The 23,575-nt window shown below is 41.4% G+C and carries 15 protein-coding genes, 2 tRNA genes, 3 rRNA genes and 1 pseudogene; 10 read left to right on the plus strand and 11 right to left on the minus strand.

Going from position 1 to position 23,575, the window contains the following annotated elements:
- From rrf to J663_RS09125, 5 genes are all read right to left on the minus strand, one after another.
- A 5S ribosomal RNA gene (gene rrf, locus J663_RS09105) occupies window positions 1-94 on the minus strand; the annotation flags it as partial.
- 186 nt (window positions 95-280) lie between these two features.
- A 23S ribosomal RNA gene (locus J663_RS09110) occupies window positions 281-3,171 on the minus strand.
- A gap of 352 nt (window positions 3,172-3,523) precedes the next feature.
- Window positions 3,524-3,599, minus strand: a tRNA-Ala gene (locus J663_RS09115).
- Window positions 3,600-3,654: 55 nt separating this feature from the next.
- A tRNA-Ile gene (locus J663_RS09120) sits at window positions 3,655-3,731 on the minus strand.
- Window positions 3,732-3,790: 59 nt separating this feature from the next.
- Window positions 3,791-5,328 (minus strand): 16S ribosomal RNA (locus J663_RS09125).
- Window positions 5,329-5,901: 573 nt separating this feature from the next.
- Here J663_RS09125 and J663_RS09130 point away from each other — a divergent pair.
- The 7 genes from J663_RS09130 to J663_RS09160 all read left to right on the plus strand — a co-directional run bounded on the left by J663_RS09130 (window position 5,902) and on the right by J663_RS09160 (window position 10,847).
- Complete coding sequence (locus J663_RS09130; RefSeq protein WP_016803114.1) at window positions 5,902-6,780, plus strand: VacJ family lipoprotein; 879 nt, start codon at window positions 5,902-5,904, stop codon at window positions 6,778-6,780.
- Between the two features lie 111 nt (window positions 6,781-6,891).
- Window positions 6,892-7,860, plus strand: coding sequence for an RsbU family protein phosphatase GigA (gene gigA / locus J663_RS09135; RefSeq protein WP_002117221.1), 969 nt, complete (start codon window positions 6,892-6,894; stop codon window positions 7,858-7,860).
- Between the two features lie 102 nt (window positions 7,861-7,962).
- Window positions 7,963-8,484 carry an anti-anti-sigma factor GigB gene (gene gigB, locus J663_RS09140; RefSeq protein ID WP_002117273.1) on the plus strand — a complete coding sequence of 174 codons (522 nt, stop codon included), beginning with the start codon at window positions 7,963-7,965 and terminating at the stop codon, window positions 8,482-8,484.
- 26 nt (window positions 8,485-8,510) lie between these two features.
- Window positions 8,511-9,335 (plus strand): carbon-nitrogen hydrolase family protein, encoded by an 825-nt coding sequence (locus J663_RS09145; RefSeq protein ID WP_033849261.1) that lies wholly within the window; start codon window positions 8,511-8,513, stop codon window positions 9,333-9,335.
- A 14-nt stretch (window positions 9,336-9,349) separates the two neighbouring features.
- A complete protein-coding gene (locus tag J663_RS09150; RefSeq protein ID WP_005804300.1) occupies window positions 9,350-9,724 on the plus strand; it encodes a DUF4951 domain-containing protein in 375 nt (124 codons plus the stop codon).
- A gap of 165 nt (window positions 9,725-9,889) precedes the next feature.
- A complete protein-coding gene (locus J663_RS09155) occupies window positions 9,890-10,327 on the plus strand; it encodes a MarR family winged helix-turn-helix transcriptional regulator (RefSeq protein ID WP_033849262.1) in 438 nt (145 codons plus the stop codon).
- Between the two features lie 88 nt (window positions 10,328-10,415).
- Window positions 10,416-10,847, plus strand: a complete 432-nt coding sequence (locus J663_RS09160) for an organic hydroperoxide resistance protein (protein ID WP_005066315.1) — start codon at window positions 10,416-10,418, stop codon at window positions 10,845-10,847.
- Window positions 10,848-10,903: 56 nt separating this feature from the next.
- On the opposite strand, the gene gspE is transcribed toward J663_RS09160, so the two are convergent.
- Window positions 10,904-12,394 carry a type II secretion system ATPase GspE gene (gene gspE, locus J663_RS09165; RefSeq protein WP_017399932.1) on the minus strand — a complete coding sequence of 497 codons (1,491 nt, stop codon included), beginning with the start codon at window positions 12,392-12,394 and terminating at the stop codon, window positions 10,904-10,906.
- A gap of 96 nt (window positions 12,395-12,490) precedes the next feature.
- Between gspE and J663_RS09170 the strand changes: the two genes are divergently transcribed.
- Window positions 12,491-13,312, plus strand: a complete 822-nt coding sequence (locus tag J663_RS09170; protein WP_005804297.1) for a hypothetical protein — start codon at window positions 12,491-12,493, stop codon at window positions 13,310-13,312.
- 9 nt (window positions 13,313-13,321) lie between these two features.
- A complete protein-coding gene (locus tag J663_RS09175) occupies window positions 13,322-14,239 on the plus strand; it encodes a mechanosensitive ion channel family protein (protein WP_005066312.1) in 918 nt (305 codons plus the stop codon).
- Here J663_RS09175 and J663_RS09180 read toward each other — a convergent pair.
- Window positions 14,229-17,033: pseudogene (locus J663_RS09180) on the minus strand (DUF2339 domain-containing protein). The gene J663_RS09175 and the pseudogene J663_RS09180 sit on opposite strands and share 11 nt — an antisense overlap.
- Window positions 17,034-17,187: 154 nt before the next feature.
- Here J663_RS09180 and polA point away from each other — a divergent pair.
- Window positions 17,188-19,959: a DNA polymerase I gene (gene polA, locus J663_RS09185; RefSeq protein ID WP_033849264.1), complete on the plus strand. Its 2,772-nt coding sequence runs from the start codon at window positions 17,188-17,190 to the stop codon at window positions 19,957-19,959.
- A gap of 51 nt (window positions 19,960-20,010) precedes the next feature.
- Here polA and J663_RS09190 read toward each other — a convergent pair whose 3' ends face one another.
- From J663_RS09190 to J663_RS09205, 4 genes are read right to left on the minus strand one after another with little or no spacing between them, the layout of a single operon-like run.
- Window positions 20,011-20,580 carry a YggT family protein gene (locus J663_RS09190; protein ID WP_000501183.1) on the minus strand — a complete coding sequence of 190 codons (570 nt, stop codon included), beginning with the start codon at window positions 20,578-20,580 and terminating at the stop codon, window positions 20,011-20,013.
- Window positions 20,581-20,601: 21 nt separating this feature from the next.
- The gene (proC, locus tag J663_RS09195; protein ID WP_005804294.1) at window positions 20,602-21,438 is read right to left on the minus strand and encodes a pyrroline-5-carboxylate reductase; all 837 of its coding nucleotides are present in this window, start codon (window positions 21,436-21,438) and stop codon (window positions 20,602-20,604) included.
- Complete coding sequence (gene tilS, locus J663_RS09200; protein ID WP_081404689.1) at window positions 21,413-22,813, minus strand: tRNA lysidine(34) synthetase TilS; 1,401 nt, start codon at window positions 22,811-22,813, stop codon at window positions 21,413-21,415. Before tilS ends, proC begins: the two co-directional genes overlap by 26 nt.
- Window positions 22,750-23,571, minus strand: a complete 822-nt coding sequence (locus J663_RS09205; protein ID WP_033849268.1) for an acetyl-CoA carboxylase carboxyltransferase subunit alpha — start codon at window positions 23,569-23,571, stop codon at window positions 22,750-22,752. The genes tilS and J663_RS09205 overlap by 64 nt, the downstream gene beginning before the upstream one ends.
- Between the last annotated feature and the right edge of the window lie 4 nt (window positions 23,572-23,575).

Genomic DNA, 23,575 nt, shown 5'->3' on the forward strand with positions numbered 1-23,575 from the left:
ACATGGGTAACCCCACACTACCATCAGCGCTAAGAGGTTTCACTTCTGAGTTCGGGAAGGGATCAGGTGGTTCACTCTTGCTATGGTCGCCAGCACAACTGTTTATGGATACTTGCTTCGTTTTATTCACTGTGTGATACGTTGCGTTTTCCAAATCTTTACAGATGGGCTGATTGGTCTGATTTTCGTTGTTCATTTTAGCTAAGTGTTTAACTAAATCAAGTTGCTTTGCATATTTATGAATTGATTGATGCTTCATATACAACTGCTTGGGTGTTGTATAGTCAAGCCTCACGAGCAATTAGTATTGGTCAGCTTCACATATCACTATGCTTCCACATCCAACCTATCAACGTCCTAGTCTCGAACGGCTCTTTAGAGGAATAAATTCCTAGGGAAATCTTATCTTGAGGTAGGCTTCCCGCTTAGATGCTTTCAGCGGTTATCCCTTCCGAACATAGCTACCCGGCGATGCGACTGGCGTCACAACCGGTACACCAGAGGTTCGTCCACTCTGGTCCTCTCGTACTAGGAGCAGATCCTCTCAAATTTCCAGCGCCCACGGTAGATAGGGACCGAACTGTCTCACGACGTTCTAAACCCAGCTCGCGTACCTCTTTAAATGGCGAACAGCCATACCCTTGGGACCTGCTTCAGCCCCAGGATGAGATGAGCCGACATCGAGGTGCCAAACACCGCCGTCGATATGAACTCTTGGGCGGTATCAGCCTGTTATCCCCAGAGTACCTTTTATCCGTTGAGCGATGGCCCTTCCATACAGAACCACCGGATCACTAAGACCTACTTTCGTACCTGCTCGACTTGTGGGTCTCGCAGTTAAGCGCGCTTTTGCCTTTATACTCTACGCGTGATTTCCGACCACGCTGAGCGCACCTTCGTACTCCTCCGTTACTCTTTAGGAGGAGACCGCCCCAGTCAAACTACCCACCAGACACGGTCCTCGTCCCGGATAACGGGACAGAGTTAGAACCTCAACATTACCAGGGTGGTATTTCAAGGACGGCTCCATTGGAACTAGCGTTCCAACTTCAAAGCCTCCCACCTATCCTACACAAGTAAGGTCAAAGTTCAGTGTCAAGCTGCAGTAAAGGTTCACGGGGTCTTTCCGTCTAGCCGCGGGTACACTGCATCTTCACAGCGATTTCGATTTCACTGAGCCTCTGCTGGAGACAGCGCCGCCATCATTATGCCATTCGTGCAGGTCGGAACTTACCCGACAAGGAATTTCGCTACCTTAGGACCGTTATAGTTACGGCCGCCGTTTACTGGGGCTTCGATCAAGAGCTTCGCTTACGCTAACCCCATCAATTAACCTTCCAGCACCGGGCAGGCATCACACCCTATACGTCCACTTTCGTGTTTGCAGAGTGCTATGTTTTTAATAAACAGTTGCAGCGGCCTGGTTTCTGCGGCTGTCGTCAGCTCAGGAAGCAAGTTCCATCACCAACAACAGCGTACCTTCTCCCGAAGTTACGGTACCATTTTGCCTAGTTCCTTCAGCAGAGTTCTCTCAAGCGCCTTGGTCTACTCGACCTGACCACCTGTGTCGGTTTCGGGTACGATTCCTGTGTAACTGAAGCTTAGAGACTTTTCCTGGAAGCATGGTATCAGCCACTTCGCTGTACAAGTACAGCTTGCTATCGGATCTCAGTATAGAGTACCCCGGATTTGCCTAAGATACATACCTACATCCTTCCACCTGGACAACCAACGCCAGGCTGACTTAACCTTCTCCGTCCTCTCATCGCATTACACAGAAGTATTGGAATATTAACCAATTTCCCATCGACTACGCCTTTCGGCCTCGCCTTAGGGGTCGACTCACCCAGCCCCGATTAACGTTGGACTGGAACCCTTGGTCTTTCGGCGAACGGGTTTTTCACCCGTTTTGTCGTTACTCACGTCAGCATTCGCACTTCTGATACCTCCAGCATACTTCTCAATACACCTTCATCGGCTTACAGAACGCTCCCCTACCACTTGACTAATGTCAAATCCGCAGCTTCGGCACATAGTTTTAGCCCCGTTACATCTTCCGCGCAGGCCGACTCGACTAGTGAGCTATTACGCTTTCTTTAAAGGGTGGCTGCTTCTAAGCCAACCTCCTAGCTGTCTATGCCTTCCCACATCGTTTCCCACTTAACTATGATTTTGGGGCCTTAGCTGGCGGTCTGGATTGTTTTCCTCTTGACTACGGACGTTAGCACCCGCAGTCTGTCTCCCGGATAGTACTCATAGGTATTCGGAGTTTGCATCGGTTTGGTAAGTCGGGATGACCCCCTAGCCGAAACAGTGCTCTACCCCCTATGGTATTCGTCCGAGGCGCTACCTAAATAGCTTTCGGGGAGAACCAGCTATCACCAGGCTTGATTAGCCTTTCACCCCTATCCACAAGTCATCCCCTGGCTTTTCAACGACAGTGGGTTCGGTCCTCCAGTTAGTGTTACCCAACCTTCAACCTGCTCATGGATAGATCGCCTGGTTTCGGGTCTATACCCAGCAACTAAACGCCCTATTAAGACTCGGTTTCCCTACGGCTCCCCTATACGGTTAACCTTGCTACTGAATATAAGTCGCTGACCCATTATACAAAAGGTACGCAGTCACACCACGAAGGTGCTCCCACTGCTTGTATGCATGCGGTTTCAGGATCTATTTCACTCCCCTCACAGGGGTTCTTTTCGCCTTTCCCTCACGGTACTGGTTCACTATCGGTCAGTCAGGAGTATTTAGCCTTGGAGGATGGTCCCCCCATATTCAGACAAGGTTTCACGTGCCTCGCCCTACTCGTCATCATTATGTGTGCCCTTTCGTGTACGGGAATATCACCCTCTACGTTCGCACTTCCCAGAGCGTTCCACTAAAACACACATAACTTAATGGGCTGATCCCCGTTCGCTCGCCGCTACTGAGGGAATCTCAATTGATTTCTTTTCCTAAGGGTACTGAGATGTTTCACTTCCCCTCGTTCGCCTTGCAACACTATGTATTCATGTTGCAATACCTACCTTAAAGTAGGTGGGTTCCCCCATTCAGAAATCTCCGGATCAAAGGATATTTGCCGCCTCCCCGGAGCTTTTCGCAGGCTATCACGTCTTTCATCGCCTCTGACTGCCAAGGCATCCACCACATGCACTTAATTACTTGACTATACAACCCCAAACAGTCGTCAACACCTACAAGTGAGTGTTGTCCGTGCGATTCTTCATCGCTACTATCTGTTGTCTGTGTACTTAAACACTGTACAGCTTCAATCTAAATTCATATACCAAAACGCTTGATTCAGTTAATTTGCTAGTTCTCAATTCATCTAGATTAATTGCTTAATCTAAACTCTTGAGTGAACAATTTATTTCAGACTCAATTTTGCCAATCTGTTAATGAATAAACACGCCTTCGTCAGGTCATGCTTAATACCGTGATACTTAAATCACAGAAGTTAATAAACCAAGACCGAAATCTCTATTTACTAATTTCTGTAATCCGAACTTCTCTTAAGTTCTGGTGGAGACTAGGAGAGTCGAACTCCTGACCTCCTGCGTGCAAAGCAGGCGCTCTACCAACTAAGCTAAGTCCCCAGCTTACATCATCAGTCATGTATCTTTTATCTATAACTTCAACCAGTCAAAGTCATGGTGGGTCTGACAAGACTTGAACTTGTGACCCCACGCTTATCAAGCGTGTGCTCTAACCAACTGAGCTACAGACCCTCAGATACATCTATGAAGAACAACTTGTTGTGGATTCTTACCAATCGTCAATCTTTCGTTAAGGAGGTGATCCAGCCGCAGGTTCCCCTACGGCTACCTTGTTACGACTTCACCCCAGTCATCGGCCACACCGTGGTAACCGCCCTCTTTGCAGTTAGGCTAGCTACTTCTGGTGCAACAAACTCCCATGGTGTGACGGGCGGTGTGTACAAGGCCCGGGAACGTATTCACCGCGGCATTCTGATCCGCGATTACTAGCGATTCCGACTTCATGGAGTCGAGTTGCAGACTCCAATCCGGACTACGATCGGCTTTTTGAGATTAGCATCCTATCGCTAGGTAGCAACCCTTTGTACCGACCATTGTAGCACGTGTGTAGCCCTGGCCGTAAGGGCCATGATGACTTGACGTCGTCCCCGCCTTCCTCCAGTTTGTCACTGGCAGTATCCTTAAAGTTCCCGACATTACTCGCTGGCAAATAAGGAAAAGGGTTGCGCTCGTTGCGGGACTTAACCCAACATCTCACGACACGAGCTGACGACAGCCATGCAGCACCTGTATGTAAGTTCCCGAAGGCACCAATCCATCTCTGGAAAGTTCTTACTATGTCAAGGCCAGGTAAGGTTCTTCGCGTTGCATCGAATTAAACCACATGCTCCACCGCTTGTGCGGGCCCCCGTCAATTCATTTGAGTTTTAGTCTTGCGACCGTACTCCCCAGGCGGTCTACTTATCGCGTTAGCTGCGCCACTAAAGCCTCAAAGGCCCCAACGGCTAGTAGACATCGTTTACGGCATGGACTACCAGGGTATCTAATCCTGTTTGCTCCCCATGCTTTCGCACCTCAGCGTCAGTGTTAGGCCAGATGGCTGCCTTCGCCATCGGTATTCCTCCAGATCTCTACGCATTTCACCGCTACACCTGGAATTCTACCATCCTCTCCCACACTCTAGCTAACCAGTATCGAATGCAATTCCCAAGTTAAGCTCGGGGATTTCACATTTGACTTAATTAGCCGCCTACGCGCGCTTTACGCCCAGTAAATCCGATTAACGCTTGCACCCTCTGTATTACCGCGGCTGCTGGCACAGAGTTAGCCGGTGCTTATTCTGCGAGTAACGTCCACTATCTCTAGGTATTAACTAAAGTAGCCTCCTCCTCGCTTAAAGTGCTTTACAACCATAAGGCCTTCTTCACACACGCGGCATGGCTGGATCAGGCTTGCGCCCATTGTCCAATATTCCCCACTGCTGCCTCCCGTAGGAGTCTGGGCCGTGTCTCAGTCCCAGTGTGGCGGATCATCCTCTCAGACCCGCTACAGATCGTCGCCTTGGTAGGCCTTTACCCCACCAACTAGCTAATCCGACTTAGGCTCATCTATTAGCGCAAGGTCCGAAGATCCCCTGCTTTCTCCCGTAGGACGTATGCGGTATTAGCATTCCTTTCGAAATGTTGTCCCCCACTAATAGGCAGATTCCTAAGCATTACTCACCCGTCCGCCGCTAAGATCAGTAGCAAGCTACCTCTCTCCGCTCGACTTGCATGTGTTAAGCCTGCCGCCAGCGTTCAATCTGAGCCATGATCAAACTCTTCAGTTAAAATCATTTTGCACCTTATTTAAAGACAAGGTGCCAATTCTGGCTCATCAATTACTGACTTAAATTTCGCTCAAATAAACTTCGAGTAATTTAAACCAATCAATCAATGAAAATTATTTCGATTAATCAATCAGTAAAAATCCACACAAGTTGTTCTTCAATTCTCTTAATGATCTTCTTCCTGGTTCGCCACCAGCAAGCTAGGTCGGCTATATTACTCTTAATCTCTTAAAAGTCAACAGGTAATTTCGATATTTTTAAAACTCATCTCTCAAACCAACTTACCATCAAATTCATCACTTAAAGTAATCAACTTAATCACAAGTAACTGTTTTTCAACAAGTTTCTATCTGCATCACCGCCGATGGATGTGCATTATAGACCATCTCATTCCCTTTGCAACCCTTTTTTTAAATCAATATCATCAACTGAATACTTTTTAAGCTTTTTAGCATTTTATCTATATTATTTGATCAATTTTACATTGATAATAGGTTATCAATTTTGTATTAAAACATATCTCCACCCAACTGCACATTTAAGTATTAGCCTGGCTGGCGGTTAAGGAATTATATGAATTATTCTAATTTAATTTTACTAAGCGTATTATCTGTAGGTGTTTGTACCTCTCTATATGCTCAAGAAAATACTATAAGTGAATCTTCTGATGCTAGCTCACTAGAAGAAACAGCACCGACTCATACGCGCTCACAAATTATTAAAGATTTAAAAAATATTAAAGTTAAAGATTTAAAAATTAATGCGAATGCAGCACAACCAGATCCTGTAAAAGACCCATTACAGTCATTAAATCGTCCAATTTACTCATTTAACGACATGTTGGACCGAAATTTTTTACGTCCAGTTGCTGTGCAATATAGAGAAAAGACTCCAGAAGATGTACGTGGTTCTTATCGTCAGTTCCGTAAAAATCTTGGAGAACCTTGGAATGCTGTTAACCAGCTTATTCAAGGTCGCCCTGGTCGTGCGGCAAAAACCCTAGGTCGCTTTACAATTAATACGTTAACTACTCTTGGTTTAGCTGACCCTGCCAGCCGTTTAGGTTTACCGACTGAAGAAGAGAATTTTGGTGTAACTCTCGGTTACTATGGTGTTCCGTCTGGCCCATTCCTAATGTTGCCTTTTTTCGGTCCAAGTACCTTACGTGATGGTTTTGGTTTAGCAGTAGACGCCCAAGCACGTCCACAAAAATATGTTATGGATGATCAAGAGGGTCTTTATTGGTCAAGTAATATGTTACAAGCGGTTGATACGCGCGCTCAATATCTGGATCTAGATCAGACCTTACAAGGTGATCAATACGCCATGATTCGAGATTTATACCTCCAACGTAAAGCATTCCAAATTGCAGAGAAAAAGGGTGACTCAGCTGATGTATCTTTCATTGATGATGACTCAGAAGATACGCCAGATGAGAATCAAAACCCTTAAAAGATGAAATCGAGGTATTGCTCGGATTAAGAGTTCGGCAATACCTTGATTTTGATCATACATACTCTATGATGAATAAAGTGATCATATAAAAGGACTACCATCTCTTCTATGTATTTTATTAAACCGACACGCTCTATCCCTTATTTAGAGCAAGCTTTGGATAAATTGCCAGGCTTACAAGTCATTAACATAGATGATTTAGATTTATATGATCCAACCATCATTGCAATAGCAGATGTACAAGATTTCCTGACATATAAATGGAATTTACCAACGATTGTCATTGCTTTTGAACATGAAGGTAGCGCTTTAGCTCAAGCTTGGGAAGCGGGTGCTCTTGCAGGTTGGGTATGGAATCAACTACCTAACGATTTAAATAAAGCATTATCAAGAATTGATGCTCAATATAAGCGTAACCAAGATAGTCGTGACTTACCTTCGGCTGCTGAACTGCAAAAACGATTACTGCCTAATCCAATTGATTTATTAAATTATCAAGTCGAAACTTTCTTCCAACCCTCAGCTTATCTCTCCGGTGATTGGTATGACTACTGGAAATTAAATGATAAGGAAGTTTTATTTTATCTTGCCGATGTTTCAGGACATGGTGTAACCAGTAGTTTATTAACATCATGGATGGCAGCTTTCCATGGCCGCTCTAAAACCCCAAGACAATTAATAAAAAAATTAAATGGAATGTTGGTTCAAGAGAATATTGAAAAGCACATTACGATTGTGGTGGGTATTTTAAACCTTGAAACACATACACTTCGTTGGTCAAGTGCTGGGCACTACCCTCCTCCTATCATTTTTGAACCCAATCAAGCTCCCAAAATTCTAACAACAAGTAGCTTCCCATTAGGCTTGACTGATGAACTCGAAGTTGAAGAGCATGTTTGTACATTAAATCACCAAGCACGTTTCATTGTTTGCTCAGATGGAGCACTTGAACCTTTTGATGGTGGGTTAAATGATCAGTTCCAACAATTGGTTCATCATTTGCAAAATCAATCATTCCAAGCACCCGATCATGTGGCTGATGACATTGCCATTTTCAGTCTTTGTCGAATGAATTAATTTACGAATCAATTAATTACATAATATACGACTTAAGGACTCTTGAGTCTGCGATGGCACTATGTGATAATTTTTCTATCCTTCTCTGAAAATGGCATTTATATGTCAACAGGTCATGTTGAATATGCAAGTTTAAATGGAACGCATATTTTCAAACTTATTGGTGAAGTGCGAGCCCATTCTTGTATAAGTCTAGACAAACTTTTAAACAGAATTGAACAGCAAGAGAATGTTGTTGGTGCAATCGTTGATTTAACCCAAACAACATTTATTGATAGTACGGTGTTAGGCATCCTGGCTAAGCTAGGTTTAAAGCTTAAACAAACTCATCATATTCAAGCTGTGATGCTATCTACCAATCCAGATATCACAACCTTAGCCAACAGTATGGGGCTAGGGCAGGTTTTTGTCATTTTGAATTACTGTGGCGATCCTAACGTTTGCACATTAACGTTAACTGATGAACAGATCACTCATAATGCAATGCTAAGAACAGTTCTGGATGCACATAAGACATTGATGAAACTCAATGCAAACAATCAGAACATGTTTGAGCCACTTGTTAAGCAGTTACAGAAAGAACAAGATACGCTTGAACAGGTATCAGATAAGCAAAATGCCTGACTTTAATCATTAAGCTGGATTAGAATATGACCCTTATTTCTGTTGCTCAAATGAACTCTCAAGATGATATTGAAAATAATTTTCAAGTCATTGAGTCGTTGATTCAACAAAGTAAGGCGCAAAATGCTAGCCTGATTGTTTTCCCCGAAAACTTTGTATGTTTTGCAGCTGGAAAACAACGCGAAACAGCTGAGCAATTTGAGTCTATTCAACAACGGCTTGAGAAGCTAGCACATCAATATCAAATCTGGATTGTGGCCGGTACCTTACCATGCCCATTTCGTCCAGATGGATCTACTATTCAAGATGGTCGAGTCCGGACGGTTAGTCTTTGTATTAGCCCTGAGCGCACAGAAGCACGTTATGACAAGATCCATTTATTTGATGTACAAGTGGGTGATGCTGTCGGTGGTTATCAAGAGTCTCTTTTCTTTGAACCTGGAACAGACGTAGTAGTCACATCTACCCCTTTTGGCAATATTGGCTTAATGGTATGTTATGACTTACGTTTTCCAGAGCTTGCTCTAACTCTGAGACAACAAGGCGCTCATATTCTTACTGCTCCTGCTGCATTTACTTATACAACTGGACAAATGCACTGGCAGCTTTTGCTACAAGCTCGGGCAATGGATAGCCAATGTTATGTTTTAGGCGCAGCACAACAGGGCTGGCATGGTGAAAAACGACAAACCTGGGGACACTCTGGGGCAACAGATAGTCGTGGCCAAATTTTAAGTATGATTGGATATGAAGGGAGTGGTTTAATCACTGTACCCTTTGATTTAACAGCACAAGAACTCGTCCGCTCTTCAATGCCTCTGATGACTCACCGTAAATTGATTCATTATTAAAAGTTTAATTATTCATGTGGAAATACTTATTTAGCATTTTTTGCTTGGGGGCAAATATTCATTGTTATGCAGAGTTTGGTACAACAAACCATTTTGTTTCGCCTGCTGCACAGCTCAACTCAGATATTCTTCCAGCAACTCCTAAAAATATCCCCTTGCCCGCTTTTGGCCAAAGAATTATTGGCTGGGGTACAGGCGCAGAAGGTGCAAGACAACGTTTAGAAAATATTCAGCCAGCAGATGTTTCTGTAATTAAAAAACAAGGAACTACGCTTGAAATGATTACTGCATGGCAAGATTTTTATGAACAAGAGCAGCAACGCAATGCAAATAATCCTACTGCGAAGTATCGTGCGCGTTTAATGAAAAAGATTGCAGATTTGTGGTAAACACTTTCATCTAGAATATTTTTATCTTATGGAATAATTGATGTAATTATTCCATTTTTTATATCCCTTAATTTACTTTATTCATAACCTATTCTTATGAACATTTAAGAAACTGAATAGAACGCGATATACTACAAAAGCAATACTAGTTTCTTTGAGGAAGATATGGACCAAGACTGTCAAAACTTAAAGCTTGAGAATCAATTATGTTTCCTCATTTATTCAACGAATTTAGCGCTTAATCAACTCTACAGAAAACTTCTAGCACCTTTGGGCATTACCTATCCCCAATATTTAGTGATGTTAGTGTTATGGGAGCAGGATGAAGTGACTGTTTCAGAAATTGGAGCTAAACTTTTTTTAGAATCATCTACCCTCACTCCTATCTTGAAAAAGTTAGAAGCCTCGCATTTACTTCATCGTATCCGTTCAACTCAAGATGAGAGACAAGTGATTATTACGCTAAGTGATGAAGGAAAAAAATTAAAAGATCAAGCAATCCATATTCCATCAGGCGTATTAGAAGCAAGTTCATGTGATATGACAACACTACTAGGCCTTAAAGATCAACTTACTAAACTCCGTACAAACTTAGTCAAATAAACAGCAATTTTTTTAAAAAATATACTTGTCAAAATAATTATGTCGTGTACGATATATTTGTATTCAATTTATTTTAGGAATAAAAACGATGTCATTAGAAAAAGTTGTTTATCGTGCAAAAGCTAAAGCAACCGGTGGTCGTGATGGCCGTGCGACTTCATCAGACGGCGTATTAGATGTACAACTTGGTGTACCTAAAGAAATGGGTGGCGCTGGTGGTGCTGTAACAAATCCAGAGCAACTATTCGCAGCTGGTTATTCAGCATGCTTTTTAGGTGCTTTAAAATTTGTTGCAAACCGCGATAAATTTAACATTAGCAAAGACGCTTATGTAGAAGGTGAAGTAGGTATTGGTCCAATTCCTACAGGTTTTAGCATCGAAGCGACTTTAAATGTTTACTTAGTGGGTATGGATCGTGAAGAAGCTGAAAAGTTAGTTGCAGCAGCTCATATTGTTTGCCCATATTCAAATGCAACTCGCAATAATATTGATGTGACGTTTAATATTGTGACTGAATAAGTTTTGATTTTTAAAAAATGCCCGAATCAAATCGGGCATTTTTTACATCTTAAATATTATGCTTCACTTGCCTCATTGGTTACGCGAAGTACTTCTTCGAGTGTAGTTTTACCTGTAAGTACTTTGCGCAAACCATCGTCACGAATAGAACCTGAATACTCACGAGCATGATTTTCTAATTCATATTCAGCTGCGTTACCATGAATCAGACGGCGCATGGGTTCATCAACTGGTACGATTTCATAAATCGCTGTACGTCCATTAAAACCTAAATGTGAGCAATGATCGCACCCTTTGGCTTCAGGTAACTGCAACAACGGTTCATTATGAATATGCTGAAAAACCTGTTTCTCAAAAGTATCGGCTTCACGCCATGTCATACAATGTGGACATAAAGTACGAACCAAACGTTGAGCAATCACCCCAATTAAAGAGCTTGATAACAAGAAGGGTTCAATCCCCATATCTTTAAGACGAGTAACTGCACCAATAGCGGTATTGGTATGTAGTGTCGATAAAACCAAATGGCCTGTTAAAGATGCTTGAACCGCAATTTCAGCAGTTTCTAAATCACGAATCTCCCCCACCATCACCACATCAGGATCTTGACGTAACATTGCTTTTAAAGCCCGAGCAAATGTCATATCCACTTTGGTATTCACTTGAGTTTGACCAATGCCTTCGAGTTGATATTCGATTGGATCTTCAGCAGTTAAGATATTACGGGTATTGTCGTTTAGATCAGATAAGGCTGCGTATAAGGTGGTCGTTTTCCCCGAACCAGTAGGCCCTGTGACCAAAATAATACCGTGAGGACGATGCACTAACTGAGTTAAACGCTCATAGTCATTAGCCATTAAACCCAAGTGAGTCATGTTGAGTCGGCCCGCTTGTTTATCAAGCAAACGCATAACGACCCTTTCACCATGTGACGATGGCAAAGTTGAAACACGCACATCCACTTCACGACCAGCAAGACGTAAAGAAATACGACCATCTTGTGGTACACGTTTTTCAGCAATATCGAGCTTCGCCATAACTTTAATACGCGAGACTAGTAAAGGCGCCAACTCACGGCGTGGTTGTACAATCTCACGTAATTGTCCATCTACCCGCAATCGTACAGATAATTTCTTTTCAAAAGCTTCAATATGAATATCCGAAGCCCCTACTCGAATTGCTTCAGAGAGAAGTGCATTGATCAGACGAACAATAGGTGCGTCATCTTCTTGGTCCATCAAATCTTCTGTTTCGGGAACCTGGTCGGCCAAACTCAATAAGTCCGGATGATCTTCTAAACCAGCTGCAACTTGTTGTGACTCCCCTGTATCACCTGCATAACTCGTACTTAAGAGCGTATTAAATTCTTGTTCAGTACATAATTGATAATGAGCTGGCTTACCCAAGATGCGTCTTGCTTCCTGTAATGCAATTTTTTCAGTGTTTTGACGTCTAATAATAAATACCTGATCACCGTCATAACGAAATAAAACACCATGACGCTTGGCAAAACTATATGGAACTTGTATTTGTTTCAATATTTGCATCACAATTTATAATGATGAGTAAGATGATTTTGAGTGTACTCTAAGCAGATTACAGCGTGAAGTCTGTTTAACAACTCGGTAGAGGAATTTTGCGTCTTGTTTGAAAATAATGAATATCAGCCTCACCCCCAGAATTCTTTAAAATGGTGGGGTGAACAGCACTTTGAAATTAACCAGTCCAAAGCATGGCAATTCGGTTCAATGCTCTTTCGTTTAACACGTGGCATAAAAGAATGGCGCATCGAATATTATCGTCCATCTCTCCAAGATGATAATGAACAAGATTGGCACCCAATTGCCGATCCACATTTTGCCTTTCCGCATACGGTTCAAGTAGAACGTTACATGTTTCGAAAGACCAATCCAGAATTTTTACTGATGCCACGTCTGGCAGATCGTTCTGTGGTCATTAAACCTGTTGATCCTATTTACATTCCAGCAGGTCAACGTGGGACTCTATATATCAGCACACCATTATGGATTGCAGGCTTAGTTGAAAGTCAGCATGAACCTTTGTTTGAGATTCCTGTGATTCAGCCTAAAGATACGTGGTTTGGTCCTAATGCGCAGCAAGGAGAAATCTGTTATGCCACTTCCGTGGATGGCCGTACTGATTTGAATCTATTAACACCACGCGCTTTCCGTGCTGTTACTCCAATCGACTTTCACAACACAAGTAATCATCAATTACGCTTTGATCGTATGAATGTGCCAGTTACTGCTCTACCTCTTTTTTATAGTGAAAGTACTGGTCGTTTATGGACTTCTCAAATTAAAGTTTATTATGAGGGTTCTGATCGTCCGGCACGTATTCGTATTGAAAACCGTACGCCCCCGCTTGCTGGTGAAGTGACCTATGTTCACCCACCACGTTCACCTGGTGGAGCATTATTCAATATGTTTGATTCATTCTTTTAAGAGGTTTATATGGCTGATTCAAATATTCCAAAAGATATCGCTGATAGCCTCAAAAGCATATTTACCAATATCAATACCGAACGTATTAGTGAAATTTTAGTCGCTGTTGTACTGTGTTTCATTGGCTTTGTTCTTGCTCGTATTATTTCGAATACGTTTATTAGAACCATTGGCTCACGTTTTAATGCTCACCAACGCCTTGTATGGCGCCGTGGTATTTTTTATTTTATTTTTTTACTCTTCATCATGACGAGTTTGAAAGAAGCTGGGTTCAAACTTAGTGTATTCCTCGGTGCAGCAGGGATTTTAACTGTAGCACTCGGTTTTGCATCGCAAACATCTGCCAGTAACTTGATTAGTGGTTTATTTTTGATTGGTGAAGGTTCATTTGAAGTCGGTGATACGATCCAAATTACTCTCATTCGTGGTAATACAATTGAAGGTGAAGTCATCTCAATTGATTTGCTTTCGGTAAAATTACTTACACTCGACAATGTCTATATTCGTTTACCGAACGAACAACTCATTCGTGCGCCTGTACACAACTTATCTAAATATCCGATACGACGTATTCCAATTACTTTAGCAATTAACTTTCACGAAGATATTATTAAAGTACGTGAAGTTCTACTGAATGTAGCAGCTCATTATCCACTTGTACTGGATGATCCCAAACCTGCGGTTACGGTTACCGCATTCAGGGAATCATCAATTGAGCTTTTATTCACGATGTGGTGTCGACAAGAGAACTCTTTAAAAGTTCGGGATGAAATGCAAGAACGAATCCGAAATGGATTCTTAGATAACCGAATTGAAATTCCTGTTCCTAAAATGGGCTTGATTGATCGACCGTCTACCGGTTTTGCTGAAGACGATATCGATCAATATAGCAATCAAAAAGAATTAAAACGAGAGCCTAAAGCTTAGGCTCTTGATTCTTCTGTGCGTTAGATGACGGGGGTAATGGCGCAAGATAAGCAATAATTAACATTACTCCACCTGCTCCAATAAACGAAATGACTCGAGTTAATGTCGCACTTTGTGATAGATCAAGCAAAATCAACTTTAATACCACAATACCTAAAAGTGCAGCACCTACAAACCAAAGTTGACGAATCATTTTACGGCTTTAGAATGTAGTTAATACAAATGCCAAAATAACCCAAAGTAATGTCAAACTTAACTGCACTTCACCATTCGTCCAAATTGCTAAGCTCCATAGTGGTGTTCCCCAGTAATGATGTAAGCCCCTAACAACCACACTACTGAATACCAACAACCCAGCTAAAATTGTTGTAATTTTAAAAGTCCACTCCAGTGATTTATCTTGATCAAAAGCATGTTGATAAATAATAAAGAGCAGACCTGCAAATACTACAATAGAAAGAAAATCAGTTAAGTTAAATAAAGGAACAAAATAAAGGTACTCAGCAGAGTGGCGATCAACGCTCACAACTAGCAACCAAATTAAGCTTAAACACCAAACCGGAATTTGATGCAACAATGCAGTTTTATGAGCCTTATACGCCCAAAGCGAATAAACTACAGGGATAAAAGCCAGAGCAACAACTGGCATTTTTGGAAAGATCGCCAAACCAACTACTGCTAACGCCAACCAGCTTAAACCAGCCCAGACATTTAAGTACCCAGACTCATCCGACTGCGGTTGAGCCATAATAAATAAGCTGCCAAGAATAATGGTAGCGACTAAGAAAGTAGTTTGTTGTAATGAGTCTACCCATTTAAACAACGTAAACATTTGACTCGCAAACGCTTCACCCAAAACTAACAACAGTAACAGGCTAATTAAAATTAACTGCAAACTTTGCCATTGCACACGAAGTTTATAGTGAACAACTGCGCTAAATATTGCGATTAGAACTACGGCGAACATCAAATATGGACTCAAAGCATGATGATGCCATGCCATGATTTCTACACCAGCTACAGCACCCGCATACATTCCTAAACACAAGAAAATGCCACTAAACATGCTTGCGCTAAAATAGCGTTGCTCTTTACTGTTGTATTGCAATAAATAAAAGGCAGAAATAAATTGGGCAATTGCATAGATGCTTGTGCTTAGCGTTGGGAACTCTTCATTTGCCCACACCTGATAAAACAGTGCAATAGAGCTAAGTAAAACTAAAACTACACCAATATATCGGCTTAAACGGTAGCGCTCAGTTACTCCCCACACAATTAAAGCCGTACCTTGAGCAACCCAACCAATTGCTGTCCAATGTGCTCCTTTTGCAAGCGGGAAAATTAAGGCAAAAAACGCAACCGCGAGAATGAAAAAGCTTTTTGCAAGGACCGAAAGCTGTGGATGAGTTTTTTTAATCCAGAACGTTAATACTGCATAGGTACCTGCCAAGACGGCTGCACCAATCGTCAATGCTTGTGTAGACTCATGTACTAAGTAGGCATGAAGGGTAAAGCCCAGTACTGGCACACTAAAAATAAGACCAACATCTAAGAGCGGAGGTAAACGAATCCCTTCTTGTTTTTCACTTGCTGACGTCCGAGATATATTTTGGCTATAACGAACACTAAGCCAAATAAACAGTGCGATATGGCACCACAAAATCCAGTCTAATGTATTAAATTTTGCGGGTTCTGCATAAAATGCGATTGCACTACCACCAATAAACATTGTGGCAAAAAAAGCTATTTGATTTAAGATTTTCCAAGGCTGAATAAAATTAACCGCAGCAACTGCTAAGTTAATTACTAAGTAGTAGCTAAATAAGAAAGTTACATCAGGGCGATATTGCGGAATAACTAAAGGAGCCGCATAAGCCATACCAAGTGCTAATATTGCCAAATAAATAGCTTTTTGTTTTAAGCTCAGGAATACCGTAATAGCTAATAAAATCGTAAACAGAATACTCGCTGTAGTTAGGTTGGCAATTACACCAAAATGATGTGAGAACACAAGTGTCAGGAATACAACAGCCAGCCCGACACCTTGCAATGCCACAGCAAAAAGCTGATTTTTCTTTTGCAATGTATACCCAAATGCCGTTAACACACCTCCAGCAATCGCAATAAATCCAAGTTTCACACCTAAACTAAGTTGCCAATGCTCGCTTGCAAAACGTAATAGCAACACGACCCCAACCATAAGCACAGCAACAGCAACTCTTAAGATTGGATTACCATGAATCATCCAATCTACGGCTGGTTGCCACCATGCGGTCTGAACATGTGCTGATTGTTCTGTTTGATTTAAAGGTGCCGTTCCCGCTGGGACTAGCGTGTCTGTATTATTGGAACTAACTTGTTCTATTACAGGATTTATAACTTCTGTTTGTATGGTCTCATTTACATGAACAGTTTGTTTTGCTGACTCGAGGTATAATAGTCGAGTATGAAATGCACTGATGGTTTGAATCAAACATAGCAATAAAACCAGTAAAGCCCCACCAGCAATCCACATCCAATGATTGATATAAGCAACTAATGCAACCAAGGCTGCTGCATAAATCACTGTTCTTTGCATGTGAATAGAATAAAGTGGCGTTTTCTGCCGAGAAAACTGCTGTTCTAAATGAGTTAAACGCTCATGCAGATTTGACAGTAATTGAACTAGAATGACAGTAAGTGCAATAGATAAAGCAATAACAGCACTCTGAAATTTAAAACCAATTGAAATGGCTAAAAACAAAGTCAAAGCGATCAAAACAATGATCATTCCCTGTTTGTCTTTTTTATACATGGGCTTAGCAATATGACACCTTCATTACAGGTCATCTTACTTCAAGCCAATACAAGCGTATATTTATACATACAAAATACTGCAAAAATCATAAACCTGCATTCATAGCCGTTTTCACGTAAAATACCCGTAATTCAGATTAAGGAATTGTTCAATGCCACCATTTGTCTTGGTTGATGGGTCCTATTTTTTATTTCGTGCATATCATGCATTACCACCATTGACGACCTCTACAGGGTTACATACCAATGCAATACGTGGGGCAATTTCTGCCATTCAAAAATTAATGCGCCGTATGCAACCAACACATATGGCTGTCATTTTTGATACGCCTGAGCCAACTTTCCGCCACAAGCTTTCACCTATTTATAAAGGTGATCGCCCTACCATGCCGGAAGAGTTATCTCAACAGATTCCATATTTGCATGCATTGATTAAAGCTCAGGGGATTCCTTTATATAGTCTTCCGGGTGCAGAGGCAGATGACATTATCGGTACACTCGCTAAACGTGCCGTACTCGAAGGCCACCATGTACTTATCTCAACCGGTGATAAAGACATGGCTCAGCTCGTCAATGATCATGTAAAACTTGAAGATAGCTTTAAAGACCGCGTAATGGATACCGACGGGGTATTTGAAAAATTTGGTGTTTGGCCAAATCAAATTATCGATTACTTAACCCTTATGGGCGATGCGTCTGATGGCATCATGGGTGTACCTGGCGTAGGTGCAAAAACAGCAGCTAAGTTACTAACTGAATATGGCACTTTAGACAATATTATTGCCAATGCAGACCAACTTAAAGGCAAACTTAGCCAAAATATTAAAGATAACTTAGACAATATTAAGCTTGACCACCAGTTAGCTAGTATCGTCTGTGATCTTCCTTTAGAACTCGATTGGCATGAGTTAAAGCTTACTGATCCAAATGTAGAGGCTCTACGTAATCTTTATACTGAGCTTGAGTTTAGAAACCAATTACAGTCACTTGATCATCCAAACAATCCAAATAGCTCAAGCTATAAACAACAAGCTTCACAGACTGTTGTTCAAAATGAAGTTAAACCTGCTGAATCTATAGAAACCGAAGATCAAGCAAGCTTAACTAGTCAAGATGACCAGCTTGGAACTGCAAATTATCACACTGTTTTAACCCAAGAAGCATGGGATCAGCTCTGGCAACGCATGCAAAATGCCGATCATTTTGCTATTGATACAGAAACTACAAGTCTGGACTACCGTATTGCCGAGATGGTTGGCTTTTCAATCGCATTTGATGCGAAAGATGCCTACTATGTTCCATTAGCGCATGATTATGAAAATGCGCCGCAGCAACTGGATCGTGACCAAATTCTGGCTCAAATTAAGCCTGTGCTAGAAAATGAAGCAGTTAAAAAAATTGGGCATCACCTTAAATATGATGCGCATATCTTTGCCAATCATGGCATAGAACTTAAAGGCTGGTATTTCGATAGCATGCTTGCATCTTATGTATTGAATGCAGCAGCAACTCGTCACGGCATGGATGATGTAGCTCGTGTCTACTTAAGCCACTTAACCACCACTTTTGAACAAATTGCTGGTAAGGGTGCTAAACAAAAAACGTTTAATCAAATTGAGATTGAAATTGCTGCTCACTATGCTGCAGAAGATGCTCATGTGACTTATCGTTTGTATGAAGTGCTTTCAAACAAACTTAAGCCATTTCCTGAGCTAGAAAATATTTTATATAACATCGAAATGCCAGTTGCCCGTATTTTATCGGGTATGGAAGAAGATGGTATTCGTCTAGATCATGCCTTCTTAGATAAATTAAGCGTTGAATTTGCAAAAACGATGGAAGGGCTTGAAAACCAGGCGATGGAAATTGCAGATGAAACTTTTAATATTGCATCTCCTAAACAAGTAGGCGAAATACTATTTGATAAATTAGGAATCAAAGGCGGTAAAAAAACTGCAACTGGACAATACAGCACGAGTGAAAGTGTTTTAGAAAAAATTGAACATCCTTTAGCGGAAATTATTCTAGAGCATCGCGGTTTAGCAAAGCTGAAAAGTACCTATACTGATCGTCTAGTTGAGCAATCTCATAACGATACGCATCGTGTACATACGAGTTATCACCAAGCGCTCACAGCAACAGGTCGCCTCTCCTCTTCAGATCCTAACTTACAAAATATTCCAATTCGTAGACAAATTGGGCGTCAAATTCGTAAAGCATTCATTGCGCCAGAAGGCCGAGTACTATTGGCTGCCGATTACTCGCAAATTGAATTACGTTTAATGGCTCATTTTTCTCAAGATGAAGCATTAGTACACGCATTCCAGCATGGACAAGACGTTCACCGCCGTACTGCGGCAGAAGTATTGGGCATTGCAATTGAAGATGTGACCAATGATCAACGTCGTCAAGCTAAGGCAGTAAACTTTGGTCTACTGTATGGTATGTCTGAGTTTGGTTTAATTCGTCAGTTAGGTTTCACACGTCAAGAGTCACAGAACTATATCAAACAATACTTCCAGCGCTATCCTGGCATTTACGAATACATGCAACGTACCCGCCAAGTAGCATCGGAACAAGGCTTTGTTGAAACTATTTTAGGTCGTCGTCTTTATACACCTGATATTGATGCACGAAATGTAATGGTACGTAAGGCTGCCGAACGTGCTGCAATTAATGCACCGTTACAAGGTAGTGCTGCTGATATCATTAAACTCGCAATGATTGAAGTCGATAAAATCTTGCCAAAAGATCAAGCCAAACTACTACTGCAAGTACACGATGAATTAGTATTTGAAGCAGATCAAAACATTGCCGAAGAGCTCTCTAAGCAAATCGCGACTGTCATGGAATCTGTAGTAAAAATTTCTGTGCCTTTAGTTGTTGAAGTTGGGCAAGGGCAAAACTGGGATGATGCCCATTAATTAGTAGAAATAAAAAAAGGGCTGTATTAACAGCCCTTTTTTTGCGTTAGCTTAAAGCCCCGTTAAAAGAACTTTTGCAACTTCATTCATTAATATCTCGGCAATATAAAGCGCCAAAAACGCCAAAATTGGAGATAAGTCAATCATTCCCATATTAGGCAATAAACGACGGAAAGGCGCGAGTAATGGTTCAGCTAAATCTTGAATCACTTCAATATAAGGTGAACGCGATTGAGTGAACATAACCACCCAACTCAAAATAATTGTCGCGAAAATTAAATAACGGCAGAAACGAATTAGGTCCTGAATCATCGTCACAAATGTCAGAATCACTAAGTGAACCGGACTATTTGGCATAGAACCAGAAAGATACATCACGCCAAAAATTTTCAGCAAATATAAAATAATTAAAAGAACCAAAGCAGCTAAATTAAATCGGCCTTTTGCGACCGTCGGAAAAATTCGGCCAAAAATATCAACAATTTTAGTCGCCTTTACGGTCGATAAAACCACAGGATTATAAGGACTTACTGCCGCCAATTGCATTAAAAAACGGAAAAAGACCAATAAAATCGCGACATTAATTAAAATTCCAAAAATTAGCGCAGAATTTGCACCCATAGTTGTCTTATCCTATTTAAGCTATTTCGCACTGTCACTCAATTCTTGAGCCAATTCTTGACTACGCTTCTGTGCAGCAGCCAATGCAGATTGAATATTTTGGGAGATTTGTGCACGGTCAAAAACTTCAAGTGCAGCTTGAGTTGTGCCATTTGGCGATGTCACATTCTTACGAAGTTCAGAAGGAGTGTTTGAACTCGTAATTGCCATTTGAGCTGCACCTAATGCCGTTTGAAGAGTCAACGCAGTTGCAACTTTTTCATCAAGTCCTAAATTTTTACCCGCACGGATCATACTTTCCATGAGGTAGAAGAAATATGCAGGACCTGAGCCAGAAACCGCTGTTACCGCATCAATTTGAGCTTCGGAGTTTACCCAAATTGTTAAGCCTGTGGCTGCTAAAATCTGACTTGTTAATTCACGATCCGAAGTACCTACTACATCATTTGCATAGATACCATGTGCACCCGTCTGAACTAGAGCTGGCGTATTTGGCATAACTCGAACAATTCGATTGCTATCAATTAAGTTTGATATCGTTTGGATTTCAGCACCAGCAATAATTGAAATAACCAATTTATCTGATAACAGTCCTTTTAAAGGACGTAAAACAGTCGCCAAAACTTGTGGTTTTACTGCCAGTACAACGACATCAGCATTTTTAATTGCAGCTACATTATCTTGTGTCACATGGACTTCTTTTTCTTGCAATAGTTGGCGGATTTGCTCAACAGGATCTGAAACGGTAATACGTGTTGGCGGTAAACCTCTTGAAATGAGCCCACCAATCAAAGCTTGGGCCATATTACCACCACCAATAAAACAGATATTACTATTTACTGCACTTGTCATAACCATCTTCGCCATTTACCAGATTACAAGAATAAGAAATTAAATCTGGTTGCCATCCTCCTTGCTCACAATACGGAGACTGAGCCAACCAAAATCCTTTCGGTGTAAAAACCCCAAGCATAACATTATCTATGACTAATATTTGAATTGTATGACGAAGCCAAGGCAAAATATGTGCTTCTTGAATTGCTTTTTTTAGTGGCCATTGCCCAACACGACCATATAAATGGACCTTTTCACCACCTTGGCGTCGAATAATTTTTAATTTTTTATTTAATAAAGATGCAGACAAACCCATATTTTTTTGAGTAATTTGAAATTGTCCTGAAGCGCATTCCACTATTTCCCCTAGTTGAAAACAATACTCCATCTCGGTTTCAACTGGGTTTAATTTTTCAGCAAGAAAAACTTGTCGACTCAATCTATAAAGATGATGTTGATAACGGACATAGTAAAACTGGTTCCAATGTAATGCCGCTTGTGCATCAGACTTTGAATCAATTACTTCATTTTTTAACCGCTCAACCATTTCAAATGCAGGGCGATATTGCCCATCACCTTTCATCCAAACCGAAAGCAATTGACGCTGTCGAGCAGAAGATAGTTCTAATAGCTGAGTTAAATCCAAACATTCGTCCGTACCACAATTTTGCAAATCAGCTTTTAAAACTTCTTCTAAAATTTCAGAAGCATCTTGCATCAAATAGCTAGTACGACTAAGTGCTTGCTGCATTTTTGGAAAACGGTTTTGTAAGAAGGGCCAAAGTTCTTCACGCGACCATGCCCGATCATAATGGATATCGTAATTTGTAGGATCATCTACATACTCAATCTCAAGTTGAGTAGTCCACTCGGCAATCTGCTCACGGGTTAAATCCAAAAAAGGGCGCCAAATTGTCATATCAACACGATGATCAATAGACTGCATAGCAGCAAGCCCATCAACCCCTGCACCCGACAATAAACGCAATATTACCGTTTCAGCCTGATCTTGCTGATGATGAGCGAGCACTAAAATTTCGTTGGCTTGCAAATGTTGTAGATAAGCGTGATAACGTGCCTGACGTGCTTGCGCTTCCAAATTACCCTCAGTAACTTGAACTTTTTGAATGGTATAAGGAATATTTAAAAGACTCGCTTGTTTAGCAACGAGTTCGCCCCACTCTGCACTTTTTGATTGCAGTTGATGATCTATGTAAATTATTCGGATCTTATGAGGGAAAATTTGAGACATCAAATGTAGCAGCAGCATTGAATCCATGCCGCCACTACATCCAATAAGGAAAGTACTATTTTCTGAAAACTCTTGAGCCTGTTTTAAGACGCAATGCCTAAATTTTCGCTGCCAAACTTCATTAAACGTTGATAACGTGCTTCGCATCGTTCATTTGCATCCATTGGTAGCAACTCATCCAAAGCTTGCTTCAAAACTACTTTTAGGTTTTGCATAACTTGCTCAGGGTCTAAATGAGCACCTTCGCCTTCATCTACTACATATTCAACAATACCTAGAGATTGTAATTTATCTGCAGTCAAACCTAAAGCTTCACTTGCTTGAGCCGCTTTTTCAGCAGTTTTCCATAAAATAGATGCACAGCCTTCTGGTGAAATCACAGAATAAATACTATGCGACAACATAATTACTCGGTCAGCAACACCAATACCTAAAGCACCACCAGAACCGCCTTCACCAAGTACTGTTGCGACAACAGGAACTTTCAAACTTGAAAGTTGAGCAAGGCTAGTTGCAATTGCTTCAGCTTGTCCACGCTCTTCAGCACCAACACCTGGATAAGCACCCATAGTATCAATAAATGTGAAGACCGGAAGGTTAAAGCGCTCTGCCATATCTAATAGGCGTTGAGATTTACGGTAACCTTCTGGGTTAGCCATACCGAAGTTGTGCTTTAATTTTTCACGGGTACTACGACCACGGTGTTGACCAATAACCATCACAGGTTGACCATCAAAACGAGCAAGACCACCTACCATCGCACCATCGTCACCAAACAAACGATCACCATGCAAGGCATCAAACTCTGTAAACATTTCACCGACATAATCTAGAAACTGCGGACGATCAGGATGACGTGCAATTTGAACCGTTGTCCACGCTTTGGACTGAGTAGCTTTTTTCATAGGT

It is taken from the genome of Acinetobacter sp. 826659 (assembly GCF_000588515.1).
GTDB classification, from domain to species: Bacteria; Pseudomonadota; Gammaproteobacteria; order Pseudomonadales; family Moraxellaceae; genus Acinetobacter; species Acinetobacter pittii.

Excerpts from the sequence above, each read along its gene's own strand:
- gigA (WP_002117221.1), top strand. The coding sequence starts at position 6,892 with ATGTATTTTATTAAACCGACACGCTCTATCCCTTATTTAGAGCAAGCT.
- polA (WP_033849264.1), top strand. The coding sequence starts at position 17,188 with ATGCCACCATTTGTCTTGGTTGATGGGTCCTATTTTTTATTTCGTGCA.
- proC (WP_005804294.1), bottom strand. The coding sequence starts at position 21,438 with ATGGTTATGACAAGTGCAGTAAATAGTAATATCTGTTTTATTGGTGGT.
- gigB (WP_002117273.1), top strand. The coding sequence starts at position 7,963 with ATGTCAACAGGTCATGTTGAATATGCAAGTTTAAATGGAACGCATATT.
- J663_RS09130 (WP_016803114.1), top strand. The coding sequence starts at position 5,902 with ATGAATTATTCTAATTTAATTTTACTAAGCGTATTATCTGTAGGTGTT.
- J663_RS09175 (WP_005066312.1), top strand. The coding sequence starts at position 13,322 with ATGGCTGATTCAAATATTCCAAAAGATATCGCTGATAGCCTCAAAAGC.
- gspE (WP_017399932.1), bottom strand. The coding sequence starts at position 12,394 with ATGCAAATATTGAAACAAATACAAGTTCCATATAGTTTTGCCAAGCGT.
- J663_RS09205 (WP_033849268.1), bottom strand. The coding sequence starts at position 23,571 with ATGAAAAAAGCTACTCAGTCCAAAGCGTGGACAACGGTTCAAATTGCA.
- J663_RS09155 (WP_033849262.1), top strand. The coding sequence starts at position 9,890 with ATGGACCAAGACTGTCAAAACTTAAAGCTTGAGAATCAATTATGTTTC.
- J663_RS09150 (WP_005804300.1), top strand. The coding sequence starts at position 9,350 with ATGTGGAAATACTTATTTAGCATTTTTTGCTTGGGGGCAAATATTCAT.
- tilS (WP_081404689.1), bottom strand. The coding sequence starts at position 22,813 with ATGCGAAGCACGTTATCAACGTTTAATGAAGTTTGGCAGCGAAAATTT.
- J663_RS09190 (WP_000501183.1), bottom strand. The coding sequence starts at position 20,580 with ATGGGTGCAAATTCTGCGCTAATTTTTGGAATTTTAATTAATGTCGCG.
- J663_RS09160 (WP_005066315.1), top strand. The coding sequence starts at position 10,416 with ATGTCATTAGAAAAAGTTGTTTATCGTGCAAAAGCTAAAGCAACCGGT.
- J663_RS09145 (WP_033849261.1), top strand. The coding sequence starts at position 8,511 with ATGACCCTTATTTCTGTTGCTCAAATGAACTCTCAAGATGATATTGAA.